The sequence below is a fragment of the Macellibacteroides fermentans genome, assembly GCF_013409575.1.
Lineage (GTDB): Bacteria > Bacteroidota > Bacteroidia > Bacteroidales > Tannerellaceae > Macellibacteroides > Macellibacteroides fermentans.
Map to the genome: position 1 here is coordinate 297,312 of NZ_JACCCY010000004.1, position 20,590 is coordinate 317,901.

Annotated in this window: 15 protein-coding genes and 1 pseudogene; all 16 read right to left on the reverse strand. The window is 40.8% G+C overall.

The window, feature by feature from the left end; all coding sequences use genetic code 11:
- Positions 1 to 13 precede the first annotated feature (13 nt).
- The 16 genes and pseudogenes from F5613_RS14155 to F5613_RS14230 all read right to left on the reverse strand — a co-directional run bounded on the left by F5613_RS14155 (position 14) and on the right by F5613_RS14230 (position 20,364).
- A complete protein-coding gene (locus F5613_RS14155) occupies positions 14 to 1,186 on the reverse strand; it encodes an LCP family glycopolymer transferase (RefSeq protein ID WP_179400224.1) in 1,173 nt (390 codons plus the stop codon).
- A gap of 5 nt (positions 1,187 to 1,191) precedes the next feature.
- Positions 1,192 to 3,873, reverse strand: a complete 2,682-nt coding sequence (locus F5613_RS14160) for an AAA family ATPase (protein ID WP_179400225.1) — start codon at positions 3,871 to 3,873, stop codon at positions 1,192 to 1,194.
- A gap of 335 nt (positions 3,874 to 4,208) precedes the next feature.
- Positions 4,209 to 5,165 carry an NAD-dependent epimerase/dehydratase family protein gene (locus F5613_RS14165; protein WP_179400226.1) on the reverse strand — a complete coding sequence of 319 codons (957 nt, stop codon included), beginning with the start codon at positions 5,163 to 5,165 and terminating at the stop codon, positions 4,209 to 4,211.
- Between the two features lie 250 nt (positions 5,166 to 5,415).
- Positions 5,416 to 6,210, reverse strand: a pseudogene (locus F5613_RS14170) (mannose-1-phosphate guanylyltransferase).
- 411 nt (positions 6,211 to 6,621) lie between these two features.
- A complete protein-coding gene (locus F5613_RS14175) occupies positions 6,622 to 8,571 on the reverse strand; it encodes a polysaccharide biosynthesis protein (RefSeq protein ID WP_179400227.1) in 1,950 nt (649 codons plus the stop codon).
- A gap of 124 nt (positions 8,572 to 8,695) precedes the next feature.
- Positions 8,696 to 9,832 carry a DegT/DnrJ/EryC1/StrS family aminotransferase gene (locus tag F5613_RS14180; RefSeq protein ID WP_179400228.1) on the reverse strand — a complete coding sequence of 379 codons (1,137 nt, stop codon included), beginning with the start codon at positions 9,830 to 9,832 and terminating at the stop codon, positions 8,696 to 8,698.
- Between the two features lie 13 nt (positions 9,833 to 9,845).
- Positions 9,846 to 10,496: an acetyltransferase gene (locus F5613_RS14185; protein ID WP_246303423.1), complete on the reverse strand. Its 651-nt coding sequence runs from the start codon at positions 10,494 to 10,496 to the stop codon at positions 9,846 to 9,848.
- Complete coding sequence (locus tag F5613_RS14190) at positions 10,483 to 11,091, reverse strand: sugar transferase (RefSeq protein WP_179400229.1); 609 nt, start codon at positions 11,089 to 11,091, stop codon at positions 10,483 to 10,485. The genes F5613_RS14185 and F5613_RS14190 overlap by 14 nt, the downstream gene beginning before the upstream one ends.
- Positions 11,079 to 12,236, reverse strand: a complete 1,158-nt coding sequence (locus F5613_RS14195) for a glycosyltransferase family 4 protein (protein ID WP_179400230.1) — start codon at positions 12,234 to 12,236, stop codon at positions 11,079 to 11,081. Before F5613_RS14195 ends, F5613_RS14190 begins: the two co-directional genes overlap by 13 nt.
- A 451-nt stretch (positions 12,237 to 12,687) precedes the next feature.
- Positions 12,688 to 13,608, reverse strand: a complete 921-nt coding sequence (locus tag F5613_RS14200) for a glycosyltransferase family 2 protein (RefSeq protein WP_179400231.1) — start codon at positions 13,606 to 13,608, stop codon at positions 12,688 to 12,690.
- Positions 13,601 to 14,791 (reverse strand): O-antigen ligase family protein, encoded by a 1,191-nt coding sequence (locus F5613_RS14205; RefSeq protein WP_179400232.1) that lies wholly within the window; start codon positions 14,789 to 14,791, stop codon positions 13,601 to 13,603. The genes F5613_RS14200 and F5613_RS14205 overlap by 8 nt, the downstream gene beginning before the upstream one ends.
- A gap of 5 nt (positions 14,792 to 14,796) precedes the next feature.
- Complete coding sequence (locus tag F5613_RS14210; protein ID WP_179400233.1) at positions 14,797 to 16,200, reverse strand: lipopolysaccharide biosynthesis protein; 1,404 nt, start codon at positions 16,198 to 16,200, stop codon at positions 14,797 to 14,799.
- A gap of 35 nt (positions 16,201 to 16,235) precedes the next feature.
- Positions 16,236 to 17,165, reverse strand: a complete 930-nt coding sequence (locus F5613_RS14215; protein ID WP_179400234.1) for a branched-chain amino acid transaminase — start codon at positions 17,163 to 17,165, stop codon at positions 16,236 to 16,238.
- A gap of 15 nt (positions 17,166 to 17,180) precedes the next feature.
- On the reverse strand, positions 17,181 to 18,392 hold the full coding sequence (locus F5613_RS14220) for a type III PLP-dependent enzyme domain-containing protein (protein ID WP_179400235.1): 1,212 nt from the start codon (positions 18,390 to 18,392) through the stop codon (positions 17,181 to 17,183).
- On the reverse strand, positions 18,382 to 19,227 hold the full coding sequence (locus F5613_RS14225; protein ID WP_179400236.1) for an aldolase: 846 nt from the start codon (positions 19,225 to 19,227) through the stop codon (positions 18,382 to 18,384). The genes F5613_RS14220 and F5613_RS14225 overlap by 11 nt, the downstream gene beginning before the upstream one ends.
- A gap of 6 nt (positions 19,228 to 19,233) precedes the next feature.
- Positions 19,234 to 20,364, reverse strand: a complete 1,131-nt coding sequence (locus F5613_RS14230) for a glycosyltransferase family protein (protein ID WP_179400237.1) — start codon at positions 20,362 to 20,364, stop codon at positions 19,234 to 19,236.
- Positions 20,365 to 20,590: the final 226 nt, after the last annotated feature.

A 20,590-nucleotide genomic window follows, 5' to 3' on the forward strand; every position in this document is an offset into this window, starting at 1 on the left:
CTCCAATCAAACCCTAATACACCCGTTGCTTCCTGTTTCCGGGAGCCACCAGATACGAGCGGATCTCCCGTTTAAGCAGCGACCGGTACCCCGGAATATCCGGATAAAAGAACAACCGGTCCCCCTCCGCACTGTAATACCCCGGCAACGTACCGAAGGATAATTCGGGCACGGCAAGCATATTCCGGTACAGAGACAACACAAACTTCCGGTCCATGTTGGTCTGGAAGAGCTCCCCGATACGGGCTATCAACTTCAGCTGATCCTCCGTATCCAGTTGGCCGAAAGCACTGCGCATGGCACGCAACATACCCTGCTGGCGGTGCCGTCTGGCATCGTAAGCCACTTCCAGTCCCCGTACATCCAACCCCCTGGCATCCTGCCTGTCCAGAAACCGTATAAACTCCCAGGCCCCGAAGCCATCCAACCTGCCTTTTCCCGGCTTCACCCCAACCCCCTGGGCATAGGTACCGTCCAGGTTACAGTCAACACCCCCCAGCCGGTCAATCAGACTGATAAACCGGGAGCGGTCCTGTATCAGGAAATAATCTATTTTCTGATTGAGGGAAGCCTCTACGACACGGAGCGTAGGACGAATATCCAAGGTAAAGAACAGATCCATCAGTCGGTAATCCTCTGCAAGGAAACGGGTACTGAAGGGAATATGGGTACACTGAATCCGGTTGAGCTCCGGATAGAAAGTTATCAACACATATACAGCAGGCAACCCCACATATAAAATAGAAACATGCTGCAGCTCCCGGTCCTCCTTCCCAAGGAAGAGCGAGTCGCCCGCCAAGGCCACCTCCTTATTCATCAACCCCTCCGGCACCACCGGCAACCGTACTGCGGCTCCGCCATTGCCCCGAAAGGGAATTATATATACCGAATCATTGCGCACCGTCCGTTCCGCATCCACCCTAAAGAAATCTGCACCGGGCTTGAGTCCCCCGGCCCTGCGGATCAGCATCCCCAGGTCGGAACCCCGCTCCATGGAATACACCGCCGGACGATTCACCGCACCGCATACCGCCACCCGGATCGCCACCCTCTCACGGTTGTCCGCAAACAAAGGCAGCACCACCCAGTACACCAGCCCCGTCAGCACCAGTACACCCAGCACCACCCAAAAGGCAATCTTCCTGCGGCGGAACACCTTGGGAGAAACCCCGTTGCTAGCAGGCATCCCCTTCATCCGTTAGCAGCCAATTTATCCAACGCATCCACCCCCTCGAAGTTACCCGCCAGAATCTCCCGCTGAAGTTTGGCAGCACGGGCGACCGACTCCTTATCGGCCGCATCAATCCGGTATCGGTCCGGCATCGGAATCCGCAGCGAAGCACCCGCAGGCACCCGGTTGGGATCCTTTATCACATCCCGGTTGGCTATATACACATACACCCAGAATACCTTATCCCCATAGTACGAAAGAGACAGCAAGGTAAGTCGGGTTCCCGCTTCCACCACCACTGTATCCAGCCACTGAGGGGCAACACTATCGGCATTCAAAGTACCGGCAACCAAAGCCGTATCAGGAACAGCGGCAGGCGCCGGCACCCGAACCTCCGGAACCACCTCCGTCTGCCGGGCGGTAAACCTTTTACCTGCCGTAACATATCCCAGCCAGCCGGCAATGGCCAACGCCTGGAAGGCAAGGAAGAAATACATCCATTTCCGGAGACGGAATTTCCGGAAAAGCGGTACCCGCACCGGCTGCATCTCCGGCACCAACGCACCGGAAGCCCCGTCCGCCTCCCCATCGGGATAATAGCGGTACCTTTCGGCATGATATCCCGTATATTTGTTCAGCACATTCCCTTTCACCCCGTTGATGATGGCCCCCAGCACCGGCAGGTTGTGCGACTGCAGCAACCCCTTCAGCTTATCCAGCGCCACCCGCGAGGTAACCTCCAGGCGCACCATCAGGATAATCCCGTCCATGTGCTCCATAACACCCACCACCTCGGGCACGAACAACGCCGCCGGCGTGTCCACAATCACCACGTCGAACCGTTGGCGCACCTCCTGCAGGAAGGCAGTCAGCGCCGGATCATCATACAACAAATCCCTGCGCTCCTTTACGGTACCCGCCGCTGTAAACCAAAGCGAAGGCACCCGCGTTTCCTGCAGCACCCCCTCCAGATTACAACCTCCGGCAAGCAAATCACTCAGTCCCCGGCTGTCCGTACGCTGCAACATCCCGCTCAGCTTAGGCGCAAAAAAATCCATATCCACCAGCAGCACCCGCAACTTCTTGTAGGCCAGCGCCCGTGCCAGCTCCAGGCTTATCAGCGACTTGCCCTCCTGGCGTACCGAACTGCATACGGCCAACACCCTTTTATCCTTATATTTTATGGCCTGCCTCAGGTTCACCACCACACTGCTCAAGTCGCTCCAACCCGCATACCCACCGGCAGCCGGCTCCTTCAGTCCCCGGTCGCCAAAGGCATCCGGTTTTCGGTGCCCGAACGACCCCAGCACAGGCCACGTATAGAAACACTCAAAATCCCCCGTCACCATCAGCCGGTTATCCAGCATATCATACAAGAAGACCAACCCAGCGGCCACGGCCAGCCCCGCCATCAACCCCACGGCAATAAAAAAGACAATCCCCTTGTTGGCAGGCAGGGCAGGCACATCCGGCTCGTCCACCATTACAAAACGGCTCAAACTGCCCGACGAAGCACTCTGCGCCTCAATCAAATTCAGGTTCAGCTGCTTGATCGTCATAAACACCATCTCGCGGTTGCGCAACACCTGCTGCTGATTCTCATCGTTGGCATCCGGCAACGTCCTATGCTCCAGATCCCCAATCACCCTTTCCAGCGAAGCCACGTGCGTCTCTTCACTCACCTCCGCAATCTGCAGCTCCATCAACTTGCTCATCAGCTGCGTCTTCAGCGGATTCTCCATCAGGCTCTTAATCTGCATCCGGTTCTCCAGACTATCCCGCAACATCACGTTGAGCTGCTTTATATTACTGCGTATCGCCTTCACCGAAGGATGATCCTCCCGGTTTTTGGTCAGCGCCCGTGCCAGATCCACCTCCAGGTTCATCAGCTGCACCTTTAACGGCTCTGTGAAAGCCGACTCGTTCACAATCGTGCCGTCCAGATTCTTCAGGGCACTCTCCGTACGCTGGCGCGATGCCTTGAGGGTACTCAACGCAATCTGCGCCTTCATCAGATCCATGCGGAACGACTCCAGGTTCGCCTGCAACCTGTCCACATCCAGCATCCCTCCCGAGCTGGTAGCCGCCATAGACAACACCTGCTTGTCAAGCACATTCAGTTTCTCGTTATTATCGGCAATCTGTTTGGTAAGAAAATCGATCAGCCGCTGCGAATTACTCTGCTGATGCTTCAGCAGCAACTCATTGAGCGACTCCATGTAGGCCGACATAATCAGCGGAATCTCCGCCGGGTGGGCAGAAGTTATCCCCACTTTGAAGATCGGCACCCGGTCCTCCCTCTTTTTATCCAGAATATCCACTTTGATAGCCCCTTTCAGCTGGTCGGCCGTAAGCGGCAGCCCCGTACGCTGCAAGGTAAGCCGGGCAATCTCCGTACTCTGCATGTTGCTGAGCCAGAAATTCTTGTCGAAATCCGACTTCACCACCGGCACATTCTTTTCAGACATATACTCGTGCACTGTTTCGTTGTAGAATACCTCGTAATCAGACTTGTACAACTTGGGCTGTTTCACAGCAAACACCACCACCGCCATAAAAACCAACACAAAACCGCATAAAAAAACCCACTTGTGTATAAGTAACACCTGCAGGTAACGAACAATCAGATGAACCAGGTTCTCTTCTGGCTCATTGGAAGGTACGGAATTAGAATTAAAATTTAAATCAGAATTAGGATGCATGGTTCACTGGCTGCTAAAAAAATGTCAACTGGATATGGAAATCGCCGACAAATATAATCAAATTATTAAACAATAAAGACTTAAATGTGAAAAAATAAAACTAAAATGTTAAAAATGAAGGCCCATAGGGTATAAAAGCAAAATATCCGACTCTCACGAACCGGATATCTCTATTTTAACCAAAACCTTAACTAACATAAGAGAAAGGTACTGTAGTACCGTGTCTTATATCGTACTGCAAATATACGCCCCTTTTCCAGACTACCAAACTAATTTTACATGTTCTATAACAGTTTATTTATTAGTTCGATTGCTTGTTTAGCACGATAATTATCTTATTTGTCTGACTCTTCTTTAAAGCTATTAAAGGTATCCAGTAATCCCTTTCTGGCATTAACAGGAAGGGATTCTATATCTAAAGCCCTTTTTATCTTCGAGTTGTTCACCACATAGGTATCCGTCGGCTTTTTAAAGCGAACCCTGTTAAGAGGCAGGCAGAAAAGATCGCCAATTACCGCTACACTTCGTATAAAATATTTTGGTAAGCGCCATATCCGGGCTTTTCGTCCCTGCGATTCGCAAATAACCTCAATCAACTCGTTGGTAGAAATGGTCTGGTCGTCGCCAATATGATAAATACCCGAAGCCACGTGGCCCGACACCAATCCCTCAATAATAAACGAAAGATTGTCCATGCTTGTAAACGACCGTTTGTTCCCGAACGCCCCCAACGGCCAGGGAATCCCCTTGTTAACCATGTTATACAGTAAATAAAGATACCCCTTGTTACCCGGACCGTGAATCAAACAGGGACGTAAAATATACACCCGCTTCCACGACTCGTCATCCATATTAAACTTTCCCATAATGTACCTTTCTTCCTTCAGCTTGGTTTCTCCAAAGGCCTCCACCGGCCAGGGAATCGCCTCCTCGTCCAGCACCTCGTCGCCCACCGAATTGGCAACAGCCTTAACCGAACTGAAAAAGATAAACTTTTTTGAATCAGAAGCCAGAAAGTAATTGAACACCCGTTGGGTAAGCGTAAGATTTACGGTAAAGTCGGGCTTCCGGATACAGCGAACCGCCACATCAGGCGTAACAGCAGCCAGGTGGATAATCACATCCATGGCCGGAATCCGATTCTCATTCAAATCATTCCAGCTATACGTCTTTGCCAGTCCCGGTTTGTGTTGCGCCACAATATCGACTCCGTAAACAGTATGTTTGGCACACAGTGCCTTCACCAGATTGGAGCCCACAAATCCATGAACTCCCGTTATAAGTATATTCATTTTTAAAGTATCAGAGCGGTTTTATAAAAAGTTGATAGACATCTTAAAAGCAAAATATCCGACTCTCACGAACCGGATATCTCTATTTTAACCAAAACCTTAACTTAGAATATAAGAGAAAGGTACTGTAGTACCGTGTCTTATATCGTATTGCAAATATACGCCCCTTTTCCAGACTACCAAACTTATCTTAGATGTTCTATAACACTTTATTTATTAGTTCGTTTGGTTGTTTATGTGGGATATAATCTTAACGGGCTGCCATTTGCGAAAACTCCTTGATGCGTTGTTCTTCGGTGAGTTTGCATATTAACAGGGTATTGTCTTTTTCGGCGATGATGTAGCCATCGAGGCCCTGAATTACCACCATCTTGTTTTCGGGGGTATGCACCATGCAGTTGGTGCTTTCAATAAGATGGATGTTTGGTCCGATGGCAGCATTGTTGGACGCATCCTTTTCGGTACGTTCGTGTAACGAACCCCAGGTACCCAGATCGCTCCACCCGAAATCTGCCGGAAACACATACATATCTTTGGCCTTCTCCATAATGGCATAGTCAACCGAGATACTCTTACACTTGGGAAACAACTCATCGATAACCATCTGTTCTCCGTCCGCACGTTCCATACAAAGATACCCGCATTCCAATAATAATTAGGCTGCGCAATATACCACTGTATCCATCACCACATGGTCGGCAGGCGTAACCACCAGATTCGCTTTGGGATACCGCATGGCAATCTTCCAGGCCACATACGCAATGCACGGAGCCGTATTACGCATACAAGGCTCCAGCAGAATATTCTCCTTCGGAATCTCGGGCAGCTGCTCGCGTACCAGCGAGGCAAAACTCTTGGAAGTAACCACCCAGATATGCTCCGGCGGACAAACCCCTTTAAACCGATCGGCAGTGAGCTGAATCAAGGTACGTCCACACCCCAATACATCGATAAACTGTTTAGGCCTTTCAGGCGTACTCATGGGCCAGAACCGGCTGCCAATCCCCCCGGCCATTATAACAATGTGATTTGTATTTGATTTCATCGGATCAAAATTATAGAAAGAATTATTGTGTGATTTATTATTTATGTCTTAAAACGCAAAATATCCGACTCTCACGAACCGGATATCTCTTCTTTAACCAAAACCTTAACTATATAAGAGAAAGGTACTCTAGTACCGTGTCTTATATCGTACTGCAAATATACGGTAGTTTTCCATACTACCAAACTTATTATACATGTTCTATAACAGTTTATTTATTAGTTTGATTGGTTGTTTAATCAGATAAATATCCTATCGACTCTTCAATAAGCAGGAAGTTCAGGAATAAGTGACTACTTTAAATCACTTCTTTAGCTATGAACAGAATACAGAACCATAGGTATTTACTAGGATTTGACTTCATTAATAAATAGATGTCTTGTAATATCCTATCTAACTATTTACTTGTATTTAACACACTTTGGAAGTCGATACCTGTTTTATATCCAGTTTTTCAAATTCTGAATTCTGGCTGAGAAATTCCGGGACGATTTGTTTCATTTGGATTACCGTATCCAGCACTTTACCTTGACGGGCTACTTGTGTCAAAGAATCAATCATTGGTTCAATCTCCTGGTAGTTGTACTCACGTACCTTGGCTACTCTGATTTTTTCGTGTGGGGTAGGGAGGGTATTCTCTTCGTTACTTAATAGTTCTTCGTATAATTTTTCACCGGGACGCAGACCTGTAAAAGCAATCTGGATATCCACATCGGGCTCGAAGCCGGCCAGTTCGATCATCCGTCGGGCCAGGTCGGCTATCTTTACAGGTTCGCCCATTTCAAAGATAAAGATCTCGCCACCCTTGCCCATGGTACCCGCCTCCAGCACCAGCCGGCACGCCTCGGGGATGGTCATAAAGTAGCGTATGATGTCCGGATGGGTCACAGTAATAGGTCCACCCTTCTCAATCTGTTCGCGGAAGCGCGGAATCACCGAACCGTTGCTCCCCAGCACATTGCCAAAGCGTGTGGTGATAAACTTCGTTACACCCGGATGGGTACCGTTCTTGATGGCCGTAGCCAGACTCTGCACATATATTTCGGCCAACCGCTTGCTGCATCCCATTACATTGGTGGGATTTACGGCCTTGTCTGTCGATACCATCACAAACCGCTCCACCCCGTACTTCACGGCATGGTCCGCCATGTTGCGCGTTCCCCGCACATTCACCCGTATGGCCTCGCAGGGATTGCTCTCCATCAACGGCACATGCTTGTAGGCAGCCGCATGGAATACCACCTGGGGAAGGTATCTTTCAAAAACTGCATTCACCCGTGATTCACTGCGCACATCCCCGATAACCGGCTGGAACTTCAGTTCCGGAAACTTCTCCTCCAGTTCCAGTCGAAGGTTATGCATGGGCGTCTCCGCCGAGTCAAACAACACCAGCTTGCGGATGCGGAAGCGTGCCAGCTGACGGCATATCTCGCTCCCGATGGAGCCCGCCGCACCAGACACCAGCACCACTTTGCCCTCCAGACTATCGGCAATCTCCTGCAGGTTGATCTTAATCTCGTCGCGGCCCAGTAAGTCCTCGATACGAACCGGACGGATGGACCGTTTAACGCCGCCATCCACCAAATCCTCCATGGGAGGCATCACCAACGTACGCAGGTTCAGCTTCTCGCAGTGACGGATCAAACGGTTTTGTTCCTCTTTGGCCTCTTTGGGATTGGTAAATAAAATCCCGTCCAGGTTATTTCTTTTAATCAGGCTGGCAAGCCCGGTCATATCTTCAACATAAAAAACCGGCAATCCGCCGATGCTCATCTGTTTCCCCTTCGAACCATAAATGATGTAACCCATGGCCTTATACATGTTAAGGTAAGCCTGGGTGTTAAGGTATACAGAAGATATACTTTGAGGGGTTGTACCATAAATAAGCAAATTCCGTTGCTGCTTATTGTTGGTGGAAAGTATGAAATTATACAGGTTTATCAGGATCACCCGCAGCGATAACATCAACACACCGGTAGCCAGCGAATCGATAAAGAAGCAGAGAATCCAGAACTTGATAGGTTTGGGAGCTCCGAAAAAGTAGATCAGGGTGATAAGCAAAACCGACTTCACGCATGAAGCCGAGCCCAGACGCCACAACTCCTGCAGCGTAGAATGGCGAACCACTCCCCGGTAGGGACGGAAAACCATAAAAGCAGCGACGCTTGCTACGCCGGAGAAGAATGCCATGCGTACAAATACACCTAAATCCACAAATATGCCGATGGCATATTGAAGCAGGATGATGGTAAAAAGGGATACGGTAACGGAGGTAGCCAGGTCGGCTCCAAACACAATCCAACGGCTCAGGTATTTGAGTTGGGCCAGATTATTAAGTCTTTCTTGAACAATTCTTTTCATTAAGTCATTTGTAAAAGGAAAATTCAGCAAAATATATGTCAACCGATAAAAATATATTTCAAAATTTAAAATCTATGACATCTATTTTTATTAATTAATTGGTTTTAATAAATTCTATATTAAATTATGATTGTAGCGATTTGATTGCAACAACCACCCGGTTTATATCCTGTTCGGTAAGGGTAGGACCCGAAGGCAGGCAAAGACCTTTATCAAACAGACCGGCAGCGGTACCGTTTCCGTAGAAAGGAGCATCCTTAAATACCGGTTGCATATGCATTGGTTTCCATAATGGGCGGGTTTCAATGTTTTCCTTTTCCAGATGCAATCTGATATCTTCGCGGGTACATCCGGCAACGGCGGGATCCACCAGAATACAGGTAAGCCAGTGATTTGAATTAAACTGGTCAGAAGGATTGGTAAGCAGCGAAATACCATTCACCTCTTTTAGCAATGAGGCATACAAGGCATGATTAGCACGTCTTTTAGCAATATGGTCATCTACGATGGTCATCTGCCCCCTGCCGATACCGGCACAAATATTACTCATGCGGTAGTTGTACCCAATGTGCGTGTGTTGGTAATGCGGCGCATTATCACGGGCCTGTGTAGCATAAAACATGGTCTTTTGGGCCTGTTCCGGCGTACGGCAAACCAATGCACCCCCACCCGAAGTGGTGATCATCTTATTTCCGTTGAACGACAAAACTCCAAAATCTCCAAAAGTACCACACCTGCGCCCTTTATATTCCGAACCTAATGCCTCGGCAGCATCCTCCAGCACCGGAATCCCATAGGTATTGGCTACCGCCATAATCTCGTCCATCTTGGCCGGCATCCCATACAAATGCACCGGAATAATAGCCTTAGGCAGTTTACCTGTCTTTGCCAGACGATCTGTAATCGCCTCTTCCAGCAGAGCCGGATCCATATTCCAGGTATCCTTTTCGCTATCTATATATACAGGCGTTGCATGCTGGTACGCGATGGGATTGGCAGACGCAGCAAAGGTAAACGACTGACAAATCACCTCGTCGCCCGGCCCAACACCCAGTTGGATCAACCCCAAATGCAAAGCCGCAGTTCCGGCACTTAAAGCCACTACATGACGGTCGTGACCAACAAACCCCTCCAGATCCTTTTCGAACCCATCCACATTAGGACCCAACGGAACCACCCAGTTGGTATCAAATGCCTCTTTTATAAAGTCTTGCTCACGTCCAGACATGTGAGCAAGCGAAAGCCAAATTTTGTTATTCATTGTATTTAATTTGCTATTTATACTTAATAACTTTTGCAGGATTACCTGCAACCACTGCATTTGCCGGAACATCTCTGATTACTACTGATCCAGCCCCCACTAATGAGTCTTCTCCCAACTCCTTTACTCCAGTCATTAAGGTCGCACCAATGCCAACGAAGCTATTCTTTTTCAAATTGATATTTGCACCAAAATTCACTCCAGTTGATACAAAAGTCCCTTCTTCCAGAACACAATGATGCGCAATCTTAGCTCCCATACTTATCATAGTATAATCATTTAATTGAGTATACGGCATTATTATAGAATCAGCTAAAATATAAACTCCATTTCCCAAAGTTACGTGTGGAGCAATGTTCGCAGAATGATGAATGAAATTAGGGGTTTCGTAACCTAAATCATTTGCATAAGATAGAAATTTTACTCTTATAGGGTTATTACCAATAGGGCAATAAACTGCTTCAATCTCATGGGTTTCTTTTAAGGATTCCAATAAACTTATTCCACCTAATACAGGGATTCCATTAATTTCTTTATTCCACAGTGAGGTGTCGTCATCTAGGAAAGCAACGATATCAATCCCTGCTTCGGTTAAGTACGCCTGATAGACTTCTCCATATGTACCTGCACCAATTATTATACTTTTCATTTTAGTTCTTTCCATTAAATTTATACATTGTTACCTCTTTTGTCTGATTGATGTTTTCAGACTTTATCACTTTTAAAATAGTTAAAAGAATAATCTTTATGTCTAATTTAAATGACATGTTTTCTACATACCAGATGTCCAGTTCAAATTTCTGTGTCCAACTTATTGCGTTTCGTCCATTAATTTGAGCCCACCCCGTAATTCCAGGTCTAACGTTATGCCTTTTTTTCTGATCGTTACTATATAGGGGTAGGTAGTCAATAAGTAAGGGTCTGGGACCTATTAAACTCATATCACCTTTTAATACATTAATAAGTTGAGGTAATTCATCAATAGAAGTTTTTCTAATAAACTTCCCAACAGGAGTTATTCTTTTGTCATTTGGTAAAAGATTTCCTTCATTGTCCCGTACTTCAGTCATTGATTTAAACTTAATTACATTAAATATCTTTTCATTCATACCTGGGCGACTTTGAAAAAAAATGACTCCTGCTCCTTTGTTTGCAAATAGGAGGATCAAACTAACAACTAAAAGCAATGGAGATAATATTATTAGTGCAATTAGCGAGATTGCAAAATCAATAAATCGTTTAATGATTAATGGGTACATTTTATTTGATCAGTTTTGGTTAATATTTCACTATAAAAATTAATTAAGCATTTTCTTACAAAACCTTGTTCGTATCGAGATGCAACCATTTGGCGAGCTTTTTTAGAGAGGGTTGCAACAAAATCAGGTTCTTTAGTAAATCTTTTCATCGCAAAATATAGAGAATCAGTATCATGAGGAGGAATGATTACACCATTAATACCTTCTTGAATAATTTCCCGACTTCCATTTATATCTGTTACAATAGATGGAAGCCCTAAAGCTCCAGCTTCTATTACTACATTTGGAAACCCTTCGCGATAGCTAGGAAATACCAATGCATCACATGAAGCAAGCCAGTGACGAACATCATTTTGCCTTCCTACGGTTATTATACGATTATTAACCTCAATTTCGTGTCTAGTTTTATCAGATATAGGATTAAAACCATCTTCATATGGGCCAACTAAAATAAGCCAAATTTTATCATTTTCTTTAGATAAGCGAGAGAAAGCTTCGATTAGCTCATTAATACCTTTGTCTTTTACGATTCTTCCAATGAAAATAAAAGAAAATGATTCTGGATTTCTAATAGTATTTGCTTTTTCCATAACTTCAGGAGAACGATCATAATGTTTTAAATCAATTCCTCTGACGTTTCCATACCCCAATACCTTAATATTTTTTCTTGTAATTCCATGGTTCAATAAATCATTTTTTACACCTTCTCCCTCTGGGATTATGTGAGTAGCACACGCACAAGTCAACCAATCTGTAAGCATAAGGATTTTTTTTGATAAACCTTTTGCTGTTGGAAAAACTAATCCAGTAAATGTATGAATTCGTACAGGAACACGACAAACCCAAGATGCTAACATACAAAGTAATCCGGCCTTTGGAGTCATAGAGTGAACTATGTAAGGTTTTTCTTTATAAAATGTTCTAATAAGTAATAATAATGAATTAATATCTTTAAAAGGAGATATACGTCTTTCCATGGGTATTGAAATAGTTCTTATTCCTTCACGAATACCAACTTTATCAAGACTTTCTCCGGGAGATGATAATCCAATAACCTCATATTCTTGAGATAGGTCTTTTAATAATCCTTTACAAAAAGTATCCAAAGAACTTGGAACTGTAGTACTACGAATAATTTTTATCATTGTTGGATCAGTTTGTATTTATTTAAAAATGGAGATAGTTTCTATTTAAAACTATTTATTTGTGTCAATTATTTTATTTGTATATTTTGCCTGATATATATCAGGCAAATAGCTGTATGATGCATTTGTGATTTATTCATGATAATGATTTAACTCAAGGCAAAATATTTTTTACTTGCTATACGAATTTTAATTGCCAAAATTATTTTGTAATTAATCTAAAGCGAGATATATCTCTGAGTGACAATTTGTTGAATCCAAGTTAAGCATATGACTTTTAAACCTTGAATATTAACTAATGCATTTTGCTAAGTCTGCTTAGTTTTGAATGAGTTAGAGTGATATGCTTTATAGCAGGAGTTATTCGGTTTGACTTAAATAATAAGCACTGAAATATATTCCTGATTACTAATTATAAATTATAGATAGAATTAATGATATTATTACGATTCTAATCTAGATAAAAACCATATGACTTCTTTGTGCAGACTCTTTTTACAAGATAACATACATATTTACAACATTCTCCAAAAGTTACTTTGTTTTCTTTTAAGATTCTAAATAAATCTTTGTATTCCTTAAATTTTAAGGCAACTCGTGCTCTATCTAAGGCTATTACAGCAAGTACACGATGTTGGTCATAAGGCGTAAGTTGATTTATCCTTTCCTTCATTTTATAAATGTAATGAGTTGCTACATCTTCAACAAATTCATAAGTTCGTTTTATTGTTCTAACTTCCCAATGAATTGTCAGCAAATCCTCATTTATATATGCCACTTTGTAGTTTTCAAATGCTCGCGTCATAAATTCAATATCTTGATTTCGTTTGAAAGATTCGTCATATCCCCCAATCTCATCAATCACTTTCTTCCTAAGCAGAATATTTGAACCAGAGCCCACATAAAACGTACGCATCAGAGCGCGAAGGTATATATCTCCACTTTGGTTCGTGGTGGATCTCTGAATACTACCATCTTTCATAAGGGTATGGTATGCTGTATAGCAAGCACCCCATGAGTCATCTAAGGACTCCAAACATTCAACTTGTTTCTGAATTTTATTGGGTGAGATTTCATCATCATCATCCAGAAATGTTATATATTTACCACTTGAAATACGCCAACCTGTATTACGTGCTGCAGAACCATTTCTGTTTTTGTCATGCTTCAAATATATAACATTATGGTTGTTTTTAAATTGAGACATCACCTCTTCTGTAGCCTCTCGTTCTGGAAATTTTGGATTGTTGTCATCTACTACGAAAATTTCAATATTATCATAAGTTTGCTTTAATACGCTATTTACAGCGCGGAATATCATATCCGGACGTTTATATGTAGGGATAATTACTGAGACTAGAGGATTATTCATCGTAATGTTTGTTAGCAGGCCATAAAAAATTTAACAAAGGAGCAATATAAAAAGCTGTGAATACTATTGTGAATGAGAAAACAGGATTTAAAAACCCCAATATTATAAATAAGATAAGAGAATAATTATTGTTTGATATTTTTTTTGCTGCATTTATTAAAAATGACACAAGTAATAATGCAAATATTCCGTAGATTGCAAAAATATCAAACCATTGCGCATGTGAGCCTATCCCGATTTTTTCCATTTCGAAATAATCATAATGAACGCTTGGACCTACTCCAAATATAGGATTGTCTAAAAAGGTCATAATGGAACTCATAGTCAATTTAATTCTTGACGTAAAATCCCCATCATCATCTCCTCCCGAAGTACTGTTAATTATATTATTGATTTCTGTCAATCTTCTACCAACTACATTAGAATCCTGATTAAGAAAATAATTGGCTATATGCGGTAATAACTGAATAAAGGAAAATAGCACTATAACTCCAAATAGCAATACAAGTGCTCTATTCTTTGCAGAAATTTTTTTCATTGCAACAAGCAAATAACCAAAGAAAATTATCATAAGAGCTGTGGTGTAAAGTGACCTCAATACAAGTAAAGTTCCTGCTGCAATAACTATATATATTGCACACTTATATAATTTTTCTCCTATCCTTTGGGATCCATACAAAAGAAAAGGACATAATAAAGACATAGAATATGGCAATGCATAACCTCCACCGACCACTATTGTATCATCCTTTTCCTCGGAAATTAATAATCTTAGAGCCATCGGATTCTCGTTAAGTAGCAACAGTGACTTATAGCAGTAATACATCATAATACCTATTGTTATGAAGAAAAACAGTTTTTCTATTTTGACATATTTCGCATTATTACCAATTATCTCTTGTTTTACAGGTAGGAGAATACATGCCAAAAATGTCGTGAACAGAGAAATACATGTATTAATGTCGAAACCACTTGTTAGCAACACGTAAAAAAGAAAGAGATATAATAGAGCAGAATGCTTATTAAGAAAGCTTCTTTTTACATATTTTGTAAAAAAAAACGTCAACAAGATAAGGTATGCTGCTATAAGAATAAAACCTGGGATTGAATATATACCACCACCAATCATAAAGAAGAGAGCAACAATAAATGCTATATTTGAGATTATTAATTTAGCTTTCATTCTTACTATCTCTTTAAGTATTTCAAAAATCCTCTTTGAATACAAATCATAGCAATCGTGATAACAACTATAATGTAGCAAACGAGCAGAAGCCCTATATTCCTAATATCAAATGAGCAAATCAAAATTATAGTAAGCATTATTGCAATACTCTTAATATATTGCTTCGTGTAATCGTAAAACGACACATCGATTAATTTGTTTGTTATCATTTTCCAATTTAGTCCAAAAAAAATTATACTAATTAATACTTGTGTATAAACAATAGCATATAATCCAAAAATTGCACTTGCTGTTGTCAAACTTAAACTAATCACAGCAGTCACTATAGTCCACTTTAACACTATATCTGTTCTTCCTCTTGCAACTGTCAATGATGCCGATGGAGATATAAAAGTAGAGAATAAACCATAAAAACAAAGAACTTTAAGAATTGGTTCTATCTCAATATAGCTTTCTCCATACATTGTTTTTGAAATCATGGAAGAAAAAATGAATACAAATAAAAAAATTACTCCTCCAAGATAGGCAAACAATTCCGAATAGACTGAAAAAACTTTTCTTGTTCTTTCTATGTCTTCCTGTATCTTCGCTAAAGATGCTGTCATAACACTTCTTGATATAGAATTCATTAGAGAATAACATTTTAGAATTAACTCTTTTGCTAAATTGTAAAAACCAAGCTCCTCCATGCCCACCATTTTCCCAAGTATGAAAACATCCGCTTTCGCTACTATGAAATCACATAATTGAGCGCAAATCTGATATCCACCAATCTTAAAGAAGTCTTTTATTTCTCCCATATTCAAGTAGAATTTTATGGTTGAAGATTTAATTCCTTTGAAGAAATAAACAATTTGTCTTAATGTTATTTGTATAAGCGTTCCATAAACTAAACTATAGACGCCATGGCCATTTAATGCTAATAATAAAATAAAACAAAAGCCAATTATTGATGAAAAAATAGAAACAATAGACAGAAACCTAAACTGTAATTCCTTTGTTCTAATCGTTTGGAATATTTTGCCAAATGAATTGATGATTATTGAAAGGCCCAATGTCCTAACAATTGACACTAATTCAGGTGAACCATAAATACTGGCAATTATGGGTGCTGTGGCAAATAATATTGCATAAATCGCTACACTAATAATATTATTTACCCAAAAAACAGATGAATACTGCTCTTTAGTTATGTCTTGCTTATGCAATATTGGAACTGTAAAACCTAAATCCGAGAAAATTTCACAAAATGAAACAACTGCAAGAGATATAGCAACAAGTCCAAAATCTGACGCGTCAAGTATTCTTGCCAAGACTGCTATCCTCAAAACTTGCACCAATGTATTGACAAATACCGCAGATGTATTCCAACCAACACTATTTACTATTTGGTGTCTTAAACTCATATGATTAATCGTCTGAGATTTATTCTTCTTAATACTTACTTTATTGCTGTCAACCAATTCTTTCTATTCTCTAATTTACCACTTACACAATCTAGATATGATTTATGCAGTCGCTTTGTTAACTCACCCAGATTTCCTGACCCAATTTGATAACGATCGATTGTGTAGATTGGAGAGATTTCCATTGCACTACCACAAAGAAATGCTTCGTCTGCCATATAAAGTTCTGTGCGATCGATTGTGCGCTCAACAAAATTAAATCCCAACTCTTTCTGAGCCAAACAAATGATGGTGTCACGAGTAATTGACTCCAGTACACTATCTGTTAAACGAGGAGTAATCAATGTATCACCCTTCACCATGAAAAAACAACTACCTGGACCTTCTGCTACCTTTCCAACTTCGTTCAGAAAGATACAAGTGTCATAACCATTACGTAATGCTTCTCTTTGACCTACACGACTGTTGATGTAGTTGGCACCACACTTAACACGAGGACTAAGGCTCTCTTCACTGATACGCCTCCAAGAGGTTACACAACAGTTCAGCCCCTTCTTATTGTATTCTGCACTGGTTTTTCCACGAGGAATAGGAGCCACAAACATCTCAACAGGTCCCTCTGATGCCCAGCTACCGAAACCATCCACAAACAAGGTCTGGCGTACACTCAGATTCTCGTTATAGTCATTTGCCTTAACCACATCAATAAGAGCCTTTTTGAAGTCTTCCTTTGTATATTTCAAGTCAAATTGCATCAACTTAGCAGAACGGATTAAGCGGTCGTAATGCTCATCCAAACGAAAGGCATACAGCAGCTTTTCCTCGTCATTCCAATAACAAGGGATACCCTCAAATACATTAAGTCCAAACTGGGATGTAGGGGCAAGGATATTTATTTTTGCGTCATTTACATTTAGAATCTCACCTTTAAACCAGATTCTTCTATTTGAAACATCATATAGCATAGTTAAATAGATATATTAAAAGTTGAACGTGTGAAAGAGGTCATTAAATACTTCACCTCTCTTGATTACTTCTGTCTTTTCATTACATATGTCCAGCACAGGAAAGTTAGGTAGAATGAAAGGTGGCTTCATAACAAGTGAATAGCTACCACAGTTGCTGATTACAATCGCATCTTCATGAGCTAACTTACCATTATAGTTGTTATAGATCAAATCCCCCTCAATGCAGGTGAATCCAACCATATCTAGATCCGAGTATACTTTCTGTTCATTACCCATAGCAATCACTTCCATTGGAGGATTAATGCCATTCATGCTAATGTTTTTCTGACTTCCAAGAATCGTTGCAATCCACTTACCACGAATATTCTTTATGGTTTTTACAGTACCTACGAATTTCATACAATCCCCCACAATAGCAGAACCTGGTTCAATCAAGAGTTCAGGCTTAACATCCTTATCCTTGAAGTATTCAGCAAACACTGTTGCAGCTACTTCTGCGTAGTTATAATATTCTGGAATCTCTGATTCAAACTGTGCCTTCAGCGAATCAGCCATCTTACCAAACAAACCTCCACCAATATCAATACGCTCAGGAATAATTCTAAGGCGGTCAATTAACTCTACCATTCCCTTTACACGTGCTGGCCAGTATTCAATCTGACGTTGTGCAAAGTGGCAATGGAAGTTTATGAAGTGCACGTTAGGAGTGCTTGTAACGAATGCAATTACCTGCTTGAAGTCCCCACCATCAACATCAAAGCCGAAACGACTCACAACACCATCACCAACATCATAGTTGCAACGGATACCAAGATTCAACGTCTTGTTCTGATGCTTCTTCGCAATTTCCTTTACAATGTCAAGTTCTTCAATAGAGTCAATATTATCAGTACCACCGGAAATAAGGAATTCTTCCAGTTTCTGTGGATTTTTGATCGGACCATTCCATATGATTCGTGCTGGATCCACTCCAACTCGAAGAGCTATCTCAAGTTCCATTTCGCTGACAACCTCAGCATAACCCCCAAGATTGTTCACAATCTTGCAGAGTTTGGGTGTGTAGTTGGTCTTATAAGAATAGGCAATGTTAAAGTTGGGGTAAATCTTGCGAAACGTATCTCTCAGTTCAATGAAGTTATTAGTGTACTGTTCACTATCTAACAGATAGAAAGCATCTCCATACTCTTTACGAAGATTGCTGATGATTGAACGGTTAATGTTCATTGCGCTTTGCTTTAATGATTGATACCACTTTGTCAACTCCTTTCTTTACTTCCTCAATATTTTCTTTAAAATATGATTCAGGGAGTAAAGGAAGTAGATTTTCGAAAAGACGAATCTGGTTTAAACCAAGCTGAAACTCATATTTCCATTTATTGTAATCCTCGTATTGGTTATCACAGAAACTGCGGGAAAGAATAGCTCTTGTTGAACCTAGACGATAATGTTCTGCAATAATTCTTTCAGCGGGAAGTAAACCTTCTCCTATCTTTGCAATACCTCCAAAACCAAAAGGGATGCCATAATATTTAAATTTATGACACATATCTTCAACTAATCCATTTGGGAGAAGCTCGAACATAAACGTAAGTTCATAAGAAAGATGCATGTCGTTCAGACCAATGTGAGCTTCATCGAAACCACCCATTTCTAACAATTTATCTTGTATCTCATAAGATTCCTTAGTTTCAAATAATAAGTTTGTATACACTCTATTGTTAACATATTGGAGGAATAAACTTACTTCTTTAATAGTCTTAAACATAGGGAGCATGAGCATATCTGCACCTCTTTCAATTGCCTCATCTATCTCTGACTTTGAGTCGGGATTAATAGGATTAATTCTGACAAGCAATTCAGATTTATCAACTACCATCTTTAAAGCAGATATATCACTAATCGAATGCTTAGATTTGACAGTGTTCATACCTTTTTGGCGCTCTTCTTTACCAAGGTTTTCAAGGTCTACCCAAATTCTTTTTACTCCACAATCCTGTGCAGCTACAGCAACACTTGGATTATTTGTTATAAACATCAAATCTAAAAAACCTCTGTTCATATTTGTTTATTTATATAATTCTAGCCATTTTGAAGCCCAATATTGCCATGATGTGAATGTTCTAACTATACTGCAATTCTTTTCAGCTAAATATTTATGCATTTCGAGATCACGCAATGTATCCTGTATTACTTCAGGTAGTTCAGTAAGAGCTTTGTACTTTATATAGTGAACCTCATTATCATCAAGGATCTGATAATTCAGCCATTTTCCATTTAAAACAACAGAACCTGCATAAATATGTTCAATCATAGCATTAGAGAGAGCATCAGTAGTTTGAGGATGAATGAATATATCTGTCAACCTTCTTAAGACTGGTATTTCATCTTCTCCCATAAAATAATCATAAATTATATACTTGATATCATATGAAGATAGCAAATCATTAAGCTTCAGCTTTTCATACTCTGAGATTCCATAAGCGGGTATAGCGATTTGAACAATGTTTTTATTTAATACAGGTAAAATCAACTCTAATGCCTCATATTGTCTCATTTCTTTTCTCCAACAATAACCTACCGTGATTGTAATTTTTTTGCAATCAAGTTGGAGAACATCATAGTATTGCTGAATATCGTTCGACTGTTTTATTATGTCTATAGACTTAAAAAATAGATTCCCAAAATCTAATATGTAACATTTTTTCAATATACTTTTCTTTGAGAAATACTTTTTAAAATATGAAAGCATGTCTTTGGTAATAAAAGATATTGAACTGCTTTTCTTAATTAAAGGACGATATAGACTTCTAACTATAATATTTGCCCTATATAGATCAGATCCCCAGAAAGAAATACTTATTTTAGTGTAGTTTTTTCTAAGAAGATAGATTGTAGGGCATATGTAATGGCTAACAAAGTGTAAATGGCAAATATCAAATTTCCCCATGCTTGAAAGAACTTGATATGTTTTTTTTATATAAACAAATTTGCCCTCGTTCAGTTTTATTCCTCCTTGAATATTAATTCTCAATTGTTTGTATGCATCTAAAAAATGAGGGCGAATACTATCTATTGGGCCTGCGATGTTGAATCCCCATATTTCCGCATGGCAATCACACAGAACATTTTTTGAGTAGTTGTAAAGATGTATGCTGCTAAAATCACCTACAATTAGTATTTTTTTCTTCTTCTCCATACTTTATCTTATTCTTGATTTTTGATTGACGTTTTTCTTAGTCAGCCCATCATTATTATTAATCAACTCGGTAAATTGAAGTGCCGACAACAGATGTGTTAATCATTTTGTAGCCATTATAAAGAGAGAATTTCATACTCGCCAAATAATCTTATCTCCAGACTATTAAAGTTTGAACTAATGCATTTTAAGCCATTATAATAGTTTTTTTCTTTAAAAACTGAAA